The sequence below is a fragment of the Telluribacter roseus genome, assembly GCF_017355915.2.
Taxonomy (GTDB): Bacteria; Bacteroidota; Bacteroidia; order Cytophagales; family Spirosomataceae; genus Telluribacter.
Window position 1 is genome coordinate 61304 of record NZ_JAFEUV020000020.1, and the last position, 15220, is coordinate 76523.

Below are 15220 nucleotides of genomic sequence, written 5' to 3' on the forward strand. Positions count from 1 at the left end.
GAACTATTGTTTTTTAAAGGTTATGATGAAGCTGGTACCTTCATTTACCTTACTTTCTACCTGGATACTGCCTCCCAATGACTCAATCTGCGATTTGATCAGATACAAGCCAAACCCCTTGCTGTTGGGCCGGTCGTGGAAGCGCTGGTAAAGCCCGAACAACCGGTTTCCGTAGCGCTTCAGGTCTATACCTATACCGTTGTCACTAAATACTAGTTGTATACCATTTTCTATCTCCCGTGTTGTGATGCTGATCTTTAACTTTCGGTCGTAGGAGCGGTACTTGATGGAGTTTGACAGCAGATTCAGGAATATACTTTCAATATAGGATCGATCGTAGTTCACAACCGGCACCTGGGTATCATCAAAGGAGACATCAGCCTGTGCTTCAACCAGTGCTATACTGAGCTGATTCGTGATCTTGTCAAAAACCTCCCGCAGTCTGATGGGCTCCCCGCTTTTGGAGTGACTACTCTTGATAATCAGTATATCCGTAAGATCATTGATTGTGTTGTTGAGGGCATTGGTAGAGGTCTGCAAACCAGTAATAAGTTCGGCCAGCAACGGATTCTCAACCGGTATATCCTGCATCAGGTCCAGCAGTCCGATCAGGTTGGAGAGCGGAGCCCTGAAGTTATGGGAGGTGATAAAGGTAAACTGCCTCAAGTCATTATTGGTCAGGGTTAGCTCCCGGATTAGATCTTCCCGCTCCTGGGCCTGCTGTATACGCTGGGTAATGTCCCGGGCATTAACAACAATGCCCCCCACAGCGGGGGAATCTAACAGATCCGTGGCTACAGTTTCTATCCAGCGGTACTTTTGTTGGGCATCCAAAAAACGGAATGGGTCCAGCTTCATCTGCTTGACCGACCCAAGTAACAGAAAGTACTGAAAAACCCATTCCCGGTCTTCCTCGTGGATAAAATCAAATACGTTTTTGCCAATGAGGAATTCAACAGGAATACCTAAGATCTGCTCAATGGTAGGACTCACGTAGGTAACGTTCCCTTCCTGGTCCAGAATACCAATCATATCTACGCCTTCCTGCACCAGCGCCTTAAAGCGCTGCTCGCTTAGCTCAAGTGCCTGCTTGTCCTTTATCCTCTCGGTTACATCCTTGAAATAAATGGATAATCCATCCTCCGAAGGATAGGCCGTCACCTCCAGCCAGGCCTGAATAGATGGCAGGTATTCCTCAAAATGAACGGGTTCCTGCTCCACCAGCGCCCTTTGATACTCGGAGTAGAACTTCAGAGAGATCGCTTCCGGAAATATATCCCAGATACTTGTACCGACCGCTGTTTCTTCGGTAATACCCAGGATTCGTTCGGCCTCCGGATTACAGTAGGTGATTTTCCACTCCTTATCCAGTACACCAAACCCATCCGTAATACTCTCCAGGATGGTTCTGGTCTTTTGTTCCTGCAAATTTAGCTGCTCTTCGATGCGTTTTCTTTCGGTGTTGTCGCGCGCAACACAGTAGAAAACCTCTTCCTTAGCTTCCCAACGGGCACTCCAGGCCATGGGTACCAGGCTTCCATCTTTACGCACATAGCTGTTTTCGAAGTTGTATAATTGCTCCCCTGCCACTAAGCGCTCAGTGGCGCGGATGGTTTTTACCTGATCCTGTTTGCTGACCAGGTTCAGAAACGTTACCCCCTGGAGTTCCTCGGGGTCATAGCCCAGGATGTTGCGGCAGGCCCGGCTGACCTGGATAAACCTGCCTTCCGGATCAATCGTACAGATCATATCCAGGGAGGCATCCAGGATATTCTGCTTTTCCTGCAGGGCTTTCTGCGTCAGGAGCCAGTTTTTTTCTTTCTCTGTAATATCCTGGTGCTTGACCACTACCTGAGTAATGAGGCCATCAGCAAGCACGGGTGTAACGCGGGCTCTGAACCAGCGCTGCTGGGTGGGAGAATGGCAGGGGTAATCAAGGGTGAACTCCGTAAGCTTCCCCCGTAGGACTTTATCGATACCTTCTGCTATCTGTATTGCTTCGTCTTCACCGGATTGCCGACATATCAGCAGATAGTTACTACCGACAAAGCCAGTAGTGGGACCTCCATTGTCGGCGCTGAATTTGCGCCAGGCTTCATTGACGGTGATAATGTTTCCTTTTGGATCCAGTACCGCTATATGCGCTGATAGATTATCCAGTATAAGCTCCTGAGCCATCCCTCCCGTACCCATAGTTTCGGGCTCGGCCTGAATGGTTTCTGTACAGGTAACCAGTGCACCCGCTGGTTTTCCAGTATCACCAAAAACGGGGCTATAGCTAAAGCTAATCTTACCCGCGGGTATCAGCAGCTTGCTCCAGCCGAGCAGGTCCTCCTGGCTTTGTACCGCTGTACCTGTTGTCAGCACCTGTTCAAGCAGCGGAACCAGATCCGGGCATAGGTCCACAGCGGATGAACCAATGGACACAGGACGCCTGGCATAGTACGCATCGTTTAAGAAACAGAACTGCTCCTTCCCCCAGAACAGAAGCATTGGCTGCGGGCAGTTAAGTACAATGCTTAAGGTAGTCAGCAGGCTTCTGGACCATTGATCAAGACTACCTAATGTAGTACTGTCCCAGGGGTAACTACGAATAAGCTTACCCGTATCTCCACCTGCTGGTAAGAGGTGTTCAGAGGATAATAGTTGTGTACTCAAAGGCAGATAAGATCTCTAAAATTTGAAATGGTGTTTATACAATATACTTAAAACCTATTGAATTCCTCCAGAATCATGTAGTTTAAGTACTATTGATGTAGTAACAGTATCAACCTATACCATGTTTGGCAGAGGATTACGCCGTAGCAGTTAACTTATGTTTTTTACCATCTGGTGGAGACCAATGGGTGAAGAAATATGTGCACCTTACGTCAACATTGGCTACAAAGGTCCCCATTTCTTCTACCAATTTCTGCCAGGCCTTTTAAGTATAAGGTGGTAAAGGACAGTACGTATCAGTCGCACCGGTAGGTTTCTGCTAATCTTCCTGTTTTACTGTAGATGAAGCATTGCGTTTCAATAACCTGTTTTCCCTGCGTGTTCGTCGCTTTATAGGTTAAAGTAGTTTGAAAGTACCGTTTGAAGCTTGGCTTGCCTATTACATGGGCCTGCTGCTCCAATACCTGAAAACTTTCTGGTACAGGCATATCTTGCTGTAATGCGGCCCTGGCATGATTCAGGATGTTGCTTACCAGGGAAGAATCTCTCTCCAAAGCCAGCTTTGCATAAGGAATTTCACTGACACCTGAGTTAAACTGTATCATCAGAAACAGGATAAGTAGAAAAATACTTATGACCCTCCACCATCGTGTTAACTGTACTGTAGATATATGTTTCATCAGCTTTAGGGTTTGCCATCATTCCTATCTCACACCTACCCACTCACTCTGACTCTCTATTCCAGTCTGAGCAGAAACCCTACATCTTCCAGTTGATCAACAATTGTCAGGACATCCTCCTGATTGATTCGCTCCTTGTAGAAGACAAACACCCACAGGGAGAGCGCCTCCAGAAAGTTCTCCCACCGCTGGTTAGCTCCGAAGAAAACGGTATTCTTCAGGTTCGTTAATATTTCAAGGCTACAAGATCCGGACAGGATCTTTCCGTTTGCTGTCAGGTACTTCATGGCTCACGTTGTCTATTTCCTCAACCCATTTTTCATAAACATGTAACTCCACATATACTTGATTTATACTAAAAAAATAATACCCGCACTGGATGTACCTGTGCGGGTAGTTTTATATTTCCACATTACCACCTATCGATCCAGTAAAGAGTCGGGTGGATACATACTTTTTCAGGAGTAGTAATCACTCCCTTAAGCTCTGTACAAAAATTATAATCTACATGGTAACAGGCTCAAAATGAGATTTATTTGGTCTTTGAAGTTCTACGCTACTGATTTGATGACATACTGCTGCAACAGGTCTTTAACCTGAGGCCATTTTAGACGTGAGACCACAATGATATGACCATTGTCCATGTAGATGGCTTTATCTTCCGGAAATACACTCTCCACGTGACAAAGGTTAATGATGTACCCTTTGTGCACCCTGAGGAAATTATCGGGTAACAAGGACTGGTAGTGAAGCAGAGGGCGACAGGTAAGGATAGACCTGCCTTCGGCGGGGATAAACTCGGTGTAATTACCGCTTCCCTTCATGACTATGATATCCTGAGTGGGAAAAGGAAATGGATCCTGCTGAGCAGGTTTGGCTGATGCTGTGCGTACACTTTCCACGTAAAATCTAATTTTTAAATAGAGGGGATCTAACTAAAAAACTCACTAGCTACAACTTCAATAGGCTGTATAGAGGTACTTTACACTATATGGTGCCTGTATACAATAGGTGACAAACAACTACTGTGCCATAAATGACAAGTCATCTATTTTTAATAAATATCTGTAAAAGCAACGAATGCCAAAGCGTGACAACAGGAGAGCCAGCAGACTAGCTGTAATCATATACTTTACGGGAAGGTATGTGTATATGTATAAATACAACAGGTAAGCCTCCACAAACCCGTGTGTATAGTGGAGTAACTTGTGGAGACTTTACACATATTAAGCTAATTTACCGGGAGTTACTTGTATATATCATCGATTAGCTGTTACTTCAAGAAGGTAGAATCTGATTTAACGGCATTCGTATACGCTTACAACTTAAAGGACTATTGCCAGTCATGCCAGGCGGTATGTTAATGGTACTCCTTCCAACAGTAAGTATTTAGATAGCCTAAATGCCGTAAGTCAAGTTACGCACTGGGAGTTTGAGAGCGTAATTTTTCGAAAGCCGATCGTGTCTCTGGGCTTATTCCGTTTGGGATTATCCCTCTAAACAGTGAAATTTGTAAAAAACCATTCTTTTTGACGCGCACCAATACCATACCTATGAAATCTTTATCCGGCATTATCCTATGTATTCTGCTGGCTGTGGCTTTCTGGGTGAAGTATTCTGGAATTGAAAAGAGAGGGGCTTCGGGTGAAAATCAATATCTGCTCGCTCATGGTCTGCAGAGTACACCTGCCACTCAGGGTAATGAGTCTATCGCTTACTTACTCACGGGCCAGGTAGCAGGTACCTCGATACTCTTTACCGACACTACGGAAAGCCGGGAAGCCTACATAGGTCATGCGGTTTCCAGCTCTCATAGTTCAGATGAGGATTCAGCTCTTGCCCCGCTACTTATACTGGTAACCCCCGCTCATCACTCCTGGCTGAGTTCACATACATTCCTCCCCGGTAGGTACCCGCATCAAATTATACCTGACTATGTTCAGGCAGAGGTTGCTATTCAGCGTTATGCATTTGTTTTCTCCGTCTTTCAACGGATCTTCTCCAGATACATAGTTATTAATGCCCCTTAAATTCCCTCGGAAGGTTTTGTCTCCGCGACTGGTTGTAAGCTGGTCTTTCCAGAATAAAGCGGGCTTTGATCTGCCTGCTACTACCCATCCGGTATAGTATACCTCTGCATAGTGAGGCCCACCAGTTCTAAGTAACTGTTATAAGACGGTTTTAGCCAGACACCAGGGTACTTGCCGGGTTGCCTGCCAGCCACTATTCCTGCATACGATCAGGAGACACGACTATTGCTACAAAGGCAAAAGTAACCATGTGTTACCATAGAGCCTTTCATCATGCGTATACCTTTCCAAGTGACTACTATGGGTTTATTATCATATACAAAAAAGGCCTGGAAATGGCTCCTGCTAGTACTTATAGCTATACCAATGCTCGTCCGGATCGGAGGTGCCAGTGAGTTATCCAGTCACACCTATCTGAATGAAGTTAAGCATACCAAAGCCATTACCACAAAAGCCATAGTGGAACTTGTGGTACAGGAGACCAGGAGCACGCTCATTTTTCCATCCAGCTTTGAAGCCCTGAAAATTCAGATTCAGGTTATCGGTTCCGCCGGCTCCGAGTACTACTACCGGGCTTCGGTTTTATACAAAGCACGAAATCTGATTACGGGTATGGTGAAGGAACAACGTTGCTTCATTCTATCCCAAACCGGGAGTATCACGGATACGTATCTATGTAGCGGAGATGGAGCAGAATAACCTTTCCCATTGTATACGATAGCCCAAGGCTGGTTGCCAATTTTTAGATGTCTGAGTCGCAGCCATTATTTCCCAATTCAACACATTTACATCAAGTAGCTACAACTAAAATTTTATAATGGGTACGAACAAGAGTGAAAATAGAAAACTCAGAGATTTTATATTAATACTACTAGGCATCGGAAGTGCTGGCTTTGGACTGAAAGGGTTTCTGTTATCCAGTCATTTCATTGATGGAGGGGCCACGGGTATTTCCATGCTTATTTTCCAGGCTACCGGGCTTCCGCTGTCCCTGCTCATTCCGGTTATCAATCTCCCTTTCATCCTCCTGGCTTACCGGCAGATTGGCAAAAGGTTTGCTTTCCGAAGTACACTGGCTATCGCGGGATTGTCCGTTTGTCTGGCCGTTGTACCTTTTCCCGATGTCACACCCGATTTGTTGCTGACGGCGGTATTCGGTGGATTTTTCATTGGGGCGGGTATCGGTCTGGCTATGCGCGGTGGAGCCGTTCTGGATGGTACGGAGGCCTTGGCGTTGCTGATCAGCCGGAAGTCGCACCTGCTAAAAGTCAGTGATGTAATCTTACTGTTGAACCTCTTCATCTTTGCCGCAGCCACCTTCCTGCTGGGGGTGGAGGAAGCACTGTACTCTATGATTACTTACTTCGCCGCCTCCAAAACCATCGATTTTCTGGTTCATGGGATGGAGCAATACACCGGTATTCTCATTGTAAGTGAAAATTATCAGGCTATAAAATCCGCCATTTCACAGCGGGGCTGGGGAATCACCATTCTGAAAAGCGGAATGGGGTTTGGTAAGCGGGGGCATCAGGATAAGCCAGGTGATGTACTCTACGCCGTAGTCACCCGACTGGAAATCGGCCGGCTGATCAGTGTTGTTCAGGAGATTGATCACCAGGCGTTCCTGGTTCAGTTTAACATCAACGACGTACAGGGCGGCAAGATCAAGAGCCGGGCGGTTCACTAGTCCTGACTAATCAAAGGCGGGTGGAGATGGAGCTGGTTTTATCAGACTACAAGCCGCATAGCTACCAGTCCACCTGGCTTTGGGCACTCTACGTCTTACCAATCTGGGGAGTAAACACTTCAACAGTGTTTACTCCCCTTTTTTTGCACTAGTATTAATCCATCTTCTTCAGGTATGAGGCCTGGCCACCCGATGGCAGTAGTTGGGCCGGTAACGCATCCTTCGCGGTTACGGTACGTGTTTGCTTATGTACCTTTCCGGTACCGTCGTCCCCATAGACCGTCAGAGCGTACCTTTTGCCCTTTTCCAGAAAGGTAAGGGGCAGGCTGACGGTACGGGCTTCGGTATTGGTGATGGTACCTATGTACCAATCATTTCCTTTGCGTCGGGCTACTGACACACACTGGCCGGGTGTACCATCCAGTACCTTGGTCTCGTCCCATACCGTCGGAAGATCTTTCCAGAACTCAATTTCCTGCCGATCCGGGAAATCTACCGGCTTACCGTACCAGTACAGGTACTGCAGGGGGCTGAAATAGATTACCGGCAGCGCCAACTGGTGCGCTTTGGTGTTCTTGAGGCGGGCCTGGTTGAAGCAGAAGGTATAGTCGGCGGCTCCGGCAATAAATCGGGTAAATGGCAGGATGGTATTATGGCTGGCATCAGGCCACTCTTCGTTGCCTCTTACCCCTTCCTGGGTCAGTAGGTTCGGATAGGTACGGCTAAAACCCGTCGGACTGTATTCATCATGTATATCAAGTACCAGGTGATGTTTGGCGGCTTTACGAATAGCATCGTGCAGCCAGACGGTCCAGTACTGAGAGCCTGTATGCACAAATCCGAACTTGATACCCGCTACGCCCCAGCTCTGGTAGAGGGGGAGCAGCGTATCCAGCTGCCGCTCGAGGGCCCGGTGGTTAACGTATAGGATTACCTTTTTGCCTTTGGAGGTAGCATAGCGGATAGCCTCCGGCAGATCCAGATCCCCCTTCGGATTCCGGCGCGGGTCTACGGTTACGGTGGTGGCATCCGACGCTACTTCATGTTCGTGCCCGTACCAGCCCGCGTCAAAATGTATATAGTCGATGTTCTGCTCCACCGCAAAGTCAACCAGACCCTTTGCTCCGGTCGTTGAAAGCGTGACCTCCCTCATCACTTTGCCCGGTTTGATCCAGCTGACATCCGGGATCTGGTTGGGCGGATTAAGGTTCTGGATCAGGTAGTTCTTTTCCAGCAACTCACCTGGCGTATCGGAGGCCATCACCACTCGCCAGGAAGTACGGTAGGGGGAGGTTTCAGTAACCGGGCTAAACAGCTCGCTGACTAGTTGATTGGTACCAGCTAATTTCAGCCGTACCAGGGGGTAACTGGTCTGCTCGGCCTGCGTAATACAAGCCCAGTGGCCATTATCCAGCTTGAGCGTCAGGGGCATTTGGGCCGCCTTGTTCCAGCCTTCCAGTGTCCGCTCTTCATACTTCCCCTGCGCATGCGTGGTATAGTAGGCTTTGGTGTTAGCAGGCAGGTTGAAGTGGGTGGTTTCCTGCCCGATTTCTATGATCTGCATGCGCAGATCTTCCGGAAATACGTACCGGAAAGCCACTCCTTCGTCGTACGCCCGGGCGATGAGCTGCATGGTTCCGCCTGCCCCCGGTCCGTTCCTCAACGTAACTACCAGCTCGTTATACCTGTCAGGAATATCGCTTCGTTCGCCCCAGACGGGTTTCCACTGCGTAGCGTGAGTGCTTCTACGAGCCGAAACAATACGCAGATTTTGATCCCAGCTGAAATGGGTGGTACTGGCTGGATTACCTGCCAGCCCCAGACGGGAAGGCTGAATGAGTGGCCTGTTGCGATATGTTATTTCATAAAAGAGGGCTTGTGAAGCCGCAGGCTCATCGCGCACGGAAATGAACCAGGTAAGCAGGCCGTTGGGAGAACTGATTCTGAGGGAATCGGGTACCTGAGCAAGGGCAGGCTCCAGTAAGCCTAGAGAGAAGACAACAAGTAGTAGGCGAAACATCTAAATAATCTATTATGTCAAAAGGGCTCCTGCCAGTCTGCCAGACCTATACTAAGTGCTTCAGTGAGATTGGCTCCCGGGTAGAGTTGTTATATGGGATTTCGTGAAACGACAGATGGGAGTCCTGCTGATAAAAAACAGAGTAGCCTGATTTCTACTTAATCAACCAGTGAGGTTCCGGTTATGAATCCATACGAGTAAGGGAAAGATTACAATACGTAGCTGTCCTGGAACATGGGTGTCGGTACACCTTTATAAAGTGCTTAGCTATTACGACAGATCAATCTAACGCACAGATACACACTATCTTTGGCTTTGGGGGCAGCGACCGGTACAACCTTTTGCCTGCTCAGGCGCTCTTCATTCTAATAACATTGAACATACCCGGAATGGAACCGTATATATATAAATTAGTACCACTGAGTAATGCAAAGGAATTGGATGAAGTAGTAGCTATTTGGATTGCGGGATCAGAGACTGCGCACCATTTTATAGATCTGGACTACTGGCTGCGGCACGTTGAGGCCATGCGGGAAGTATATATACCCCAATCGGAGACGTGGATCTATAAAGACTCTGCCAATAAAGTCCTGGGTTTTATCTCGCTGGTAAATACTAGGCTGGCTTCTCTTTTTGTTAGTCCTGATGCGCAAGGCAGCGGTATAGGCAGTAGATTACTGGAAAAAGCAAAGGAGCTACGTAACCACTTGGGTCTGACTGTATACGTTAAAAACACCAATGCGGTACATTTCTATAAGAAGCATGGTTTTACCATAGAAGACACACGAGTAGATGAAAATACACAGGAAGAAGAGTACTATATGGTTTGGAATAAGAACTAAGTGCGCTCGCTTCTTACCCTGGTGTTATCTGCTATAAAACGCTGGAACCTTCACCCTGGTGTATGAATTTCAGCTTTTTCCAGGTACTCTCGCGGCGAACTAATACACCTGGAGCTACTGTCCTATGGGATCCATGGGTACTGCTTGTATCATAGGTTAGTATCTATACGTAAAGCCAATGCGTAGAGCACCGGCTTTATGTATAAGTATCGCAATGGTAATCTACTAAAAAGGCTGCTGGTAGAGGATAGACTTAGAACACATTTCCAGTGCAATCTCCTGCAGCAACAGATGGGACGTCGATTTCTCGTCAATGACAGATAGCGTTATGTTCAGAATCTCCGGGATACCCAGGGCAAGGCCTAGCTGTTCGGCCACCGCAAAAGCACTCATGGAGTTAAGATTGGAGATGTAGAGTTGCTGTAAGTCCTGCCAAGGGCCGTGAGCGCCTCCTCCCAGAGCAATAATATCAGCCCATAGCTCCCGCCCCTTCCCAAGCAGATCACCCGCCAGTTTCCTAACAGTTGAGGGCTCCCTGCCTATTACCAGGAACAGCGCTTCCGCCTTTTCTTCGTGGTCGAGCGCCTGCTGTAGCATCGTGTTCAGGTAATCTTTCAGGTGAGGCTCTTCAATTTTATCAACGGTATCTTCCAGTAGTTGCCGGAACGAAGCCTGCGTAAGCTGCACGTTTTTCAACCAGGCTTCAACCTTATCCAGGTGATCCTGGCGGCATTCGGCATCTAATTCTATCAGTATCGGTTGCTTTAAAGCTGGTTTATCCATGGCTCATTTCTTTTTTGGTTATTTTCCATAAAACACCTGTATGTGCAAATCCAAACATACTGCCTTCGGTTATGTGCGCCACGCCAAAGTCCAGTACATACAGGCTCTTGCCATCTGAACTGAACCGGCAGGAAACGGGTCTTTCAATACCTCCCCCACCGTGGGCTGAGGCAGGTCCCATAATTCGGTTATGCATGAACAGCTCGGAGGTACCCTCTTTCACATTCACCCTAATCACTCGGAAGCCATGATCCAGGTCCTCCTCCCGGGGTGAGTTCAGCGGAGCCAGGGTACCCCATTCCGCCACAAACAACTCCCCCCGGTGACCAAAGAAATCAGAGCGGGAGAAATCCATGCGGCACATGCAGGAGTGTGGCTGCTCGAGAAAAGCGGCCGGTCCGGCCCAGGGCGGCGGATCCTGAATGAATAGCTCGGTCGCCTTTCCTTTCAGGGGCAGGTGCTTTTCGTGGTTAACGGGCAGACCATCGCCGCAGATGTCTGGAAAGCCGTACCAGTCGGGGGTAGTAACGGAGCCAAAGGGTTTGCTGGCATTTTTGATGTGCCAGATACGATCCGGATCGAGGGCTACCGCCCGCTCGCCTTTTTCTTCAAAATCATTGTCCGAAACATACAGCTCCCCCTGTTCATTGATAGCCATACCGAAAGGATTCCGGATACCCCAGGCCAATAGCTCCACGTCAGTACCGTCGGGCCGGCAGCGCCATACGGCAGAGTTACACCAAAGCTGCCCCTTGATCACCTCCCCTTTCTCAGACCTGGTACCAAAAGGTTTGAAAGGTCCCGTTAGGGTTAGGTAGGGATAAGGCTTTCGTGGATCACGGCTCCACACATTGTTGCCGGTAAGGGTTATATCCTGCCCCGGTACGTCATGCGCCAGCGGATGCTTGGCCAGGTCTACGGTGAAGCCAGCTGGTAGGGATACCCCCTGCTGCGAGACAGACCCATGCCCAAAGTACATCAGTCCATCCGGACCAAAAATAGGGCCTCCGGGTTCATGCCATCCACCGCTGGGTACCTTGTCGATCAGGATGGTTAATTTACCTGTCTCCAGATTGTATTTGGCCAGCTGCATGTGGTACCCCCCTTTGAAGATCATATAGAGCTCGCCGTTATGCCAGGTAATACCACGAGGCCCCGCGTGTACATTCATAGTAATGGCTTCGACCTCCCCGTTGGGGTGGAGAGCGATCACCCTGGCTGGCATATAAGGACGGGTGGGCCAGGAGCTTCCTCCCTCACTGACAAACACAGTCCCATCGTCAGCTACTGCAACGTCCGTCGGAAAAGACAGACCTACCATAATGGCCTCTACCTCATAGCCTTCGGGAACTACCACATCACTTGCATCAACAAGCGGCCGGGCGGTGGTGGGCAATTATTTTAGGTTTTCCGGCGTGGCGCGGCTTGTCCTGATGGGAGCCTTAGCGATCTTAAAACCACGATTAGAAGGTGCAACATTCTGTTCTTCTGCCATAGTCACGGATTTATTTATGATATATACATTGCACTGATTTATAGTGAGGGTACCGAAGCTTCTGGTAGGTTCACAGACGCCTCATTCAGACACAGAAGTTACAGAAGTAGGGATGGCAGGCTAAACGTTTCGAACGAAGCCGCTCATAGTAAATACTAATTATAATAAACCCTCAGCCTCAGAATTGTTTATAGGATATTCAGATTATGGTCAGGATGAAGGTAATAGCAGGTAGTAGCTCTGCCCCTATCTTCCTATGGTTTCAGTAGCCAATGTAGTAGAATTGATTACTTTATTATTCCCATCTCTAATTTAAAGCAATAGACTGTTATCAATAATGGCGGAACTGGATGCAGTACTGTTTGAGCGCCCAGGTCCACCACCGGCTCAGGTTCCCAAATAATACCAGGTATTAATGACAGCCTGGTCTCTTTTTAAGGAATAGGTCATACATTGACAGCTTTACGCATAAACCCCCATCAACTGTACATGAAGAAGATACTTCTAATCGCTCTAACCTTACTTACTATGGGTGTAAGTGCTCAGAACAGGGATCAGCCTGCTACGATTGACCCGGCCAAATTGGCCATTCAATCATCCACGCACTGGCTGGATCTTGATTATGTAGGCGATGGACATACTGGTCACAAGCTGGATATTCACCTTCCCAAGGCAGGTTCCGGTCCATTTCCGGTGGTTATCTCTATCTATGGCAGCGCCTGGCGCTCCAACTCCTGGAAAGCCAATACCTTCACTACTGGTTTGGGACAAAAGCTGCTGGATAATGGCTTTGCCGTTGTCAGTATCAACTACCGGTCAAGCGGAGATGCACAGTTCCCGGCGCAGATACACGATGTAAAAGCGGCCATTAGGTATATCCGGGCCAACGCCGAAAAATTTGGGTTGGATAATGGATTCATTGGCATTACCGGCTGGTCATCAGGTGGTCATTTAGCGGCACTGGCCGGTACCACCAATGCCACTACCCGAACCACTGTGCAGGGGCTGGATATAGATGTAGAAGGCAACCTGGGCCGGTATACCCAAACCAGCAGCAAAGTAGATGCCGTAGTAGACTGGTTTGGCCCCACGGACTTCCTCATCATGGACAGATGTGGTAGTACCCTGCAACATGACGCGGCCGATTCTCCGGAGTCGGTCCTGGTGGGTGGTCCCATCCAGGAGAATACCGCTAAGGTAGCCCTGGCTAATCCGATAAGCTACGTGCAGAAGGGCAACCCTCCTTTTATGATCTTACATGGAGACAAAGATCCGCTGGTGCCTCATTGTCAAAGTGAGAAGCTTCAGGAAAAACTAAAAGCCGAAGGTCTCCCAAGTGAATTGGTAATAGTTCCGGGAGGAGGACATGGTCCGGGGGTGATGATCGATACGTACTACAATAAGGCCGTAGCTTTTCTTAAATCAGAAATGAAAGGCAGGAAGAAATAAAATTAGGTTACCCCGGTACTAAATCCCGATAAGCACTGGGCAGTGACACGATGATACCTATTAAATAGTTACCTGTAAGGTGCTCTTAGGACAAAGCAGGAAAGAGAAAGGGCTCTTTCCTGCTTTAATCTTATTCCGGTATATACTCACATAAGTACTGCCTGCCGGTAATGGATGTACGCTAAAAAACTAGGGGTACTTAACTAGCCTGCTTCGGGGCATAAGTACGGGTAATCTCTACCTTTCGCCGTTCACCTGAGTACTTGGGGTAGTACTTTTTGTAGCCCAGCATGCTGGCAAAAGAGGTCAATAGCCGATACGTAAGGCTATTTGTTTTTTCGGGAAGACCTGCTACTTTCAAATCATACGCTTCAGATAGTACTATTTGCTGCAGGTAAGGAAGCCCTGCATCAAAAGTCACCTGCCCATCGTTGCACAGTCCAAACAGCTGCTCTATCTGGGTTTCTGTATTCAGGGCCGGTTCGACGGTAACTACGGCCTGAACAGGCTCATCCCCATGGTTCCACCACTGATGAAGCTGTCCCTTTTCAATGGTTAAGGAGTCGCCCGAAGTTAACAGGTGTAAGGTACCTCCACAATCTACAGTCAGGGCACCTTCTTTTACCTCAATGGTCTCAGTTTGATAGCTATGAAAGTGACGAAGTAGTCTTTGGGACTGGGGAGCAATGTGCCAGTCGTACTGCAGATATTGGCCTTCGGTATCCTGTGAGGTTTTCAGCCACTGGATTTTCTCACCAGTTACCTTGTTTTCAAGAATTTCACCTGCTAGAGCCATATGATCAAAGGTTTAGAAGATGTACCAATGAAATATAAAAGACTGTAGATCAACCATCCACAAACCAAAATGTTTTCACACAATCGCTAAATCGTATGACCCTGGCTGAAGTAGGAGATGATTCACCGGATGCTCCCTACATAGCTGGTACGCTATTTTTTATAGGATTCATGTAGAGGGAATGTCAACCATGCCTGCCAGGGGTAGAACATGGGCTTGTTTAGGCCATAGTACAGCAGTAAGAGCGACAATAGGTGTGGAATTGTGTAAGATTGGCGCTTTCCTTTATACTGACCAGCAATAAAGAAAGATCAATATATTCAATAAACTAATACCTACTACAATGAAATTACCTCATGAACTACAGCCCGGCGATCGTTTCTACTATCGCCACAGCATTGGCGAAGAAGTAAAGCTCTGGAAGGTAGTGGCCACCGGTCTTAACAGCCTTATTGCTACCAGTGAGCAGTTATACAGCAACGTTCCCCTCTGTTACGATCAGATGACGGATCCGGAACGGCATTTCTGCTACGTTCCTCCCCAGGGAGGCCTTTTTGGCAGACTAGCCAGCTAGTGAGGCCATAGAATCTACATACAATCTGTACTAGGTACTTTTGATATTGCCCATAGGCATAGTTTACTTCACTATGCCTATGGCTAACCTGCATATGTACCTCCTACTTGTACTGGTTACTAAGGTTATAGAATATTTGGTATAAAATTTATAGTTTATGTTGGTTATGAAACTCCATAAAAATGCTAGCCTTACTCTAAGGCAGC

Annotated in this window: 14 protein-coding genes; 6 read left to right on the top strand and 8 right to left on the bottom strand. The window is 47.8% G+C overall.

All coding sequences use genetic code 11. The annotated features are described in order from the left end of the window. Nucleotides 1–3: 3 nt before the first annotated feature. From JTN23_RS23865 to JTN23_RS23880, 4 genes are all read right to left on the bottom strand, one after another. The gene (locus JTN23_RS23865; RefSeq protein ID WP_247237601.1) at nucleotides 4–2493 is read right to left on the bottom strand and encodes a PAS domain-containing sensor histidine kinase; all 2490 of its coding nucleotides are present in this window, start codon (nucleotides 2491–2493) and stop codon (nucleotides 4–6) included. Between the two features lie 461 nt (nucleotides 2494–2954). After that, entirely contained in the window at nucleotides 2955–3338 is a 384-nt protein-coding gene (locus tag JTN23_RS23870) for a hypothetical protein (protein ID WP_247237602.1), read from the bottom strand. 56 nt (nucleotides 3339–3394) lie between these two features. Then, nucleotides 3395–3625: a hypothetical protein gene (locus tag JTN23_RS23875; RefSeq protein ID WP_247237604.1), complete on the bottom strand. Its 231-nt coding sequence runs from the start codon at nucleotides 3623–3625 to the stop codon at nucleotides 3395–3397. Between the two features lie 264 nt (nucleotides 3626–3889). Then, a complete protein-coding gene (locus JTN23_RS23880) occupies nucleotides 3890–4240 on the bottom strand; it encodes a LytR/AlgR family response regulator transcription factor (protein WP_247237606.1) in 351 nt (116 codons plus the stop codon). Between the two features lie 651 nt (nucleotides 4241–4891). Here JTN23_RS23880 and JTN23_RS23885 point away from each other — a divergent pair. The 3 genes from JTN23_RS23885 to JTN23_RS23895 all read left to right on the top strand — a co-directional run bounded on the left by JTN23_RS23885 (nucleotide 4892) and on the right by JTN23_RS23895 (nucleotide 7055). Further along, the gene (locus JTN23_RS23885; protein WP_247237608.1) at nucleotides 4892–5368 is read left to right on the top strand and encodes a hypothetical protein; all 477 of its coding nucleotides are present in this window, start codon (nucleotides 4892–4894) and stop codon (nucleotides 5366–5368) included. Nucleotides 5369–5734: 366 nt separating this feature from the next. Then, nucleotides 5735–6067, top strand: coding sequence for a hypothetical protein (locus JTN23_RS23890; RefSeq protein ID WP_247237610.1), 333 nt, complete (start codon nucleotides 5735–5737; stop codon nucleotides 6065–6067). Between the two features lie 118 nt (nucleotides 6068–6185). After that, on the top strand, nucleotides 6186–7055 hold the full coding sequence (locus JTN23_RS23895; RefSeq protein ID WP_247237612.1) for a YitT family protein: 870 nt from the start codon (nucleotides 6186–6188) through the stop codon (nucleotides 7053–7055). A gap of 154 nt (nucleotides 7056–7209) precedes the next feature. Here the strand turns inward: JTN23_RS23895 and JTN23_RS23900 are convergent, their stop codons facing one another. Further along, on the bottom strand, nucleotides 7210–9075 hold the full coding sequence (locus tag JTN23_RS23900) for a glycoside hydrolase family 97 protein (protein ID WP_247237613.1): 1866 nt from the start codon (nucleotides 9073–9075) through the stop codon (nucleotides 7210–7212). A gap of 389 nt (nucleotides 9076–9464) precedes the next feature. Between JTN23_RS23900 and JTN23_RS23905 the strand changes: the two genes are divergently transcribed. Further along, complete coding sequence (locus JTN23_RS23905) at nucleotides 9465–9917, top strand: N-acetyltransferase (RefSeq protein WP_247237614.1); 453 nt, start codon at nucleotides 9465–9467, stop codon at nucleotides 9915–9917. 225 nt (nucleotides 9918–10142) lie between these two features. On the opposite strand, the gene JTN23_RS23910 is transcribed toward JTN23_RS23905, so the two are convergent. Continuing rightward, on the bottom strand, nucleotides 10143–10700 hold the full coding sequence (locus JTN23_RS23910; RefSeq protein ID WP_247237615.1) for a hypothetical protein: 558 nt from the start codon (nucleotides 10698–10700) through the stop codon (nucleotides 10143–10145). After that, entirely contained in the window at nucleotides 10693–12096 is a 1404-nt protein-coding gene (locus JTN23_RS23915) for a PQQ-dependent sugar dehydrogenase (protein WP_247237616.1), read from the bottom strand. Before JTN23_RS23915 ends, JTN23_RS23910 begins: the two co-directional genes overlap by 8 nt. A gap of 588 nt (nucleotides 12097–12684) precedes the next feature. On the opposite strand from JTN23_RS23915, the gene JTN23_RS23920 reads away from it, so the two are divergent. Then, on the top strand, nucleotides 12685–13644 hold the full coding sequence (locus JTN23_RS23920) for an alpha/beta hydrolase (RefSeq protein WP_247237617.1): 960 nt from the start codon (nucleotides 12685–12687) through the stop codon (nucleotides 13642–13644). Nucleotides 13645–13843: 199 nt separating this feature from the next. On the opposite strand, the gene JTN23_RS23925 is transcribed toward JTN23_RS23920, so the two are convergent. Next, complete coding sequence (locus tag JTN23_RS23925; protein ID WP_247237618.1) at nucleotides 13844–14440, bottom strand: cupin domain-containing protein; 597 nt, start codon at nucleotides 14438–14440, stop codon at nucleotides 13844–13846. 343 nt (nucleotides 14441–14783) lie between these two features. On the opposite strand from JTN23_RS23925, the gene JTN23_RS23930 reads away from it, so the two are divergent. Beyond that, the gene (locus JTN23_RS23930) at nucleotides 14784–15014 is read left to right on the top strand and encodes a hypothetical protein (RefSeq protein WP_247237619.1); all 231 of its coding nucleotides are present in this window, start codon (nucleotides 14784–14786) and stop codon (nucleotides 15012–15014) included. Nucleotides 15015–15220: the final 206 nt, after the last annotated feature.

Coding starts and splice junctions, on each gene's coding strand:
- JTN23_RS23865 (WP_247237601.1), bottom strand. CDS start 2,493: ATGCTTCTGTTCTGGGGGAAGGAGCAGTTCTGTTTCTTAAACGATGCG.
- JTN23_RS23870 (WP_247237602.1), bottom strand. CDS start 3,338: ATGAAACATATATCTACAGTACAGTTAACACGATGGTGGAGGGTCATA.
- JTN23_RS23875 (WP_247237604.1), bottom strand. CDS start 3,625: ATGAAGTACCTGACAGCAAACGGAAAGATCCTGTCCGGATCTTGTAGC.
- JTN23_RS23885 (WP_247237608.1), top strand. CDS start 4,892: ATGAAATCTTTATCCGGCATTATCCTATGTATTCTGCTGGCTGTGGCT.
- JTN23_RS23890 (WP_247237610.1), top strand. CDS start 5,735: ATGCTCGTCCGGATCGGAGGTGCCAGTGAGTTATCCAGTCACACCTAT.
- JTN23_RS23895 (WP_247237612.1), top strand. CDS start 6,186: ATGGGTACGAACAAGAGTGAAAATAGAAAACTCAGAGATTTTATATTA.
- JTN23_RS23900 (WP_247237613.1), bottom strand. CDS start 9,075: ATGTTTCGCCTACTACTTGTTGTCTTCTCTCTAGGCTTACTGGAGCCT.
- JTN23_RS23905 (WP_247237614.1), top strand. CDS start 9,465: ATGGAACCGTATATATATAAATTAGTACCACTGAGTAATGCAAAGGAA.
- JTN23_RS23910 (WP_247237615.1), bottom strand. CDS start 10,700: ATGGATAAACCAGCTTTAAAGCAACCGATACTGATAGAATTAGATGCC.
- JTN23_RS23920 (WP_247237617.1), top strand. CDS start 12,685: ATGAAGAAGATACTTCTAATCGCTCTAACCTTACTTACTATGGGTGTA.
- JTN23_RS23925 (WP_247237618.1), bottom strand. CDS start 14,440: ATGGCTCTAGCAGGTGAAATTCTTGAAAACAAGGTAACTGGTGAGAAA.
- JTN23_RS23930 (WP_247237619.1), top strand. CDS start 14,784: ATGAAATTACCTCATGAACTACAGCCCGGCGATCGTTTCTACTATCGC.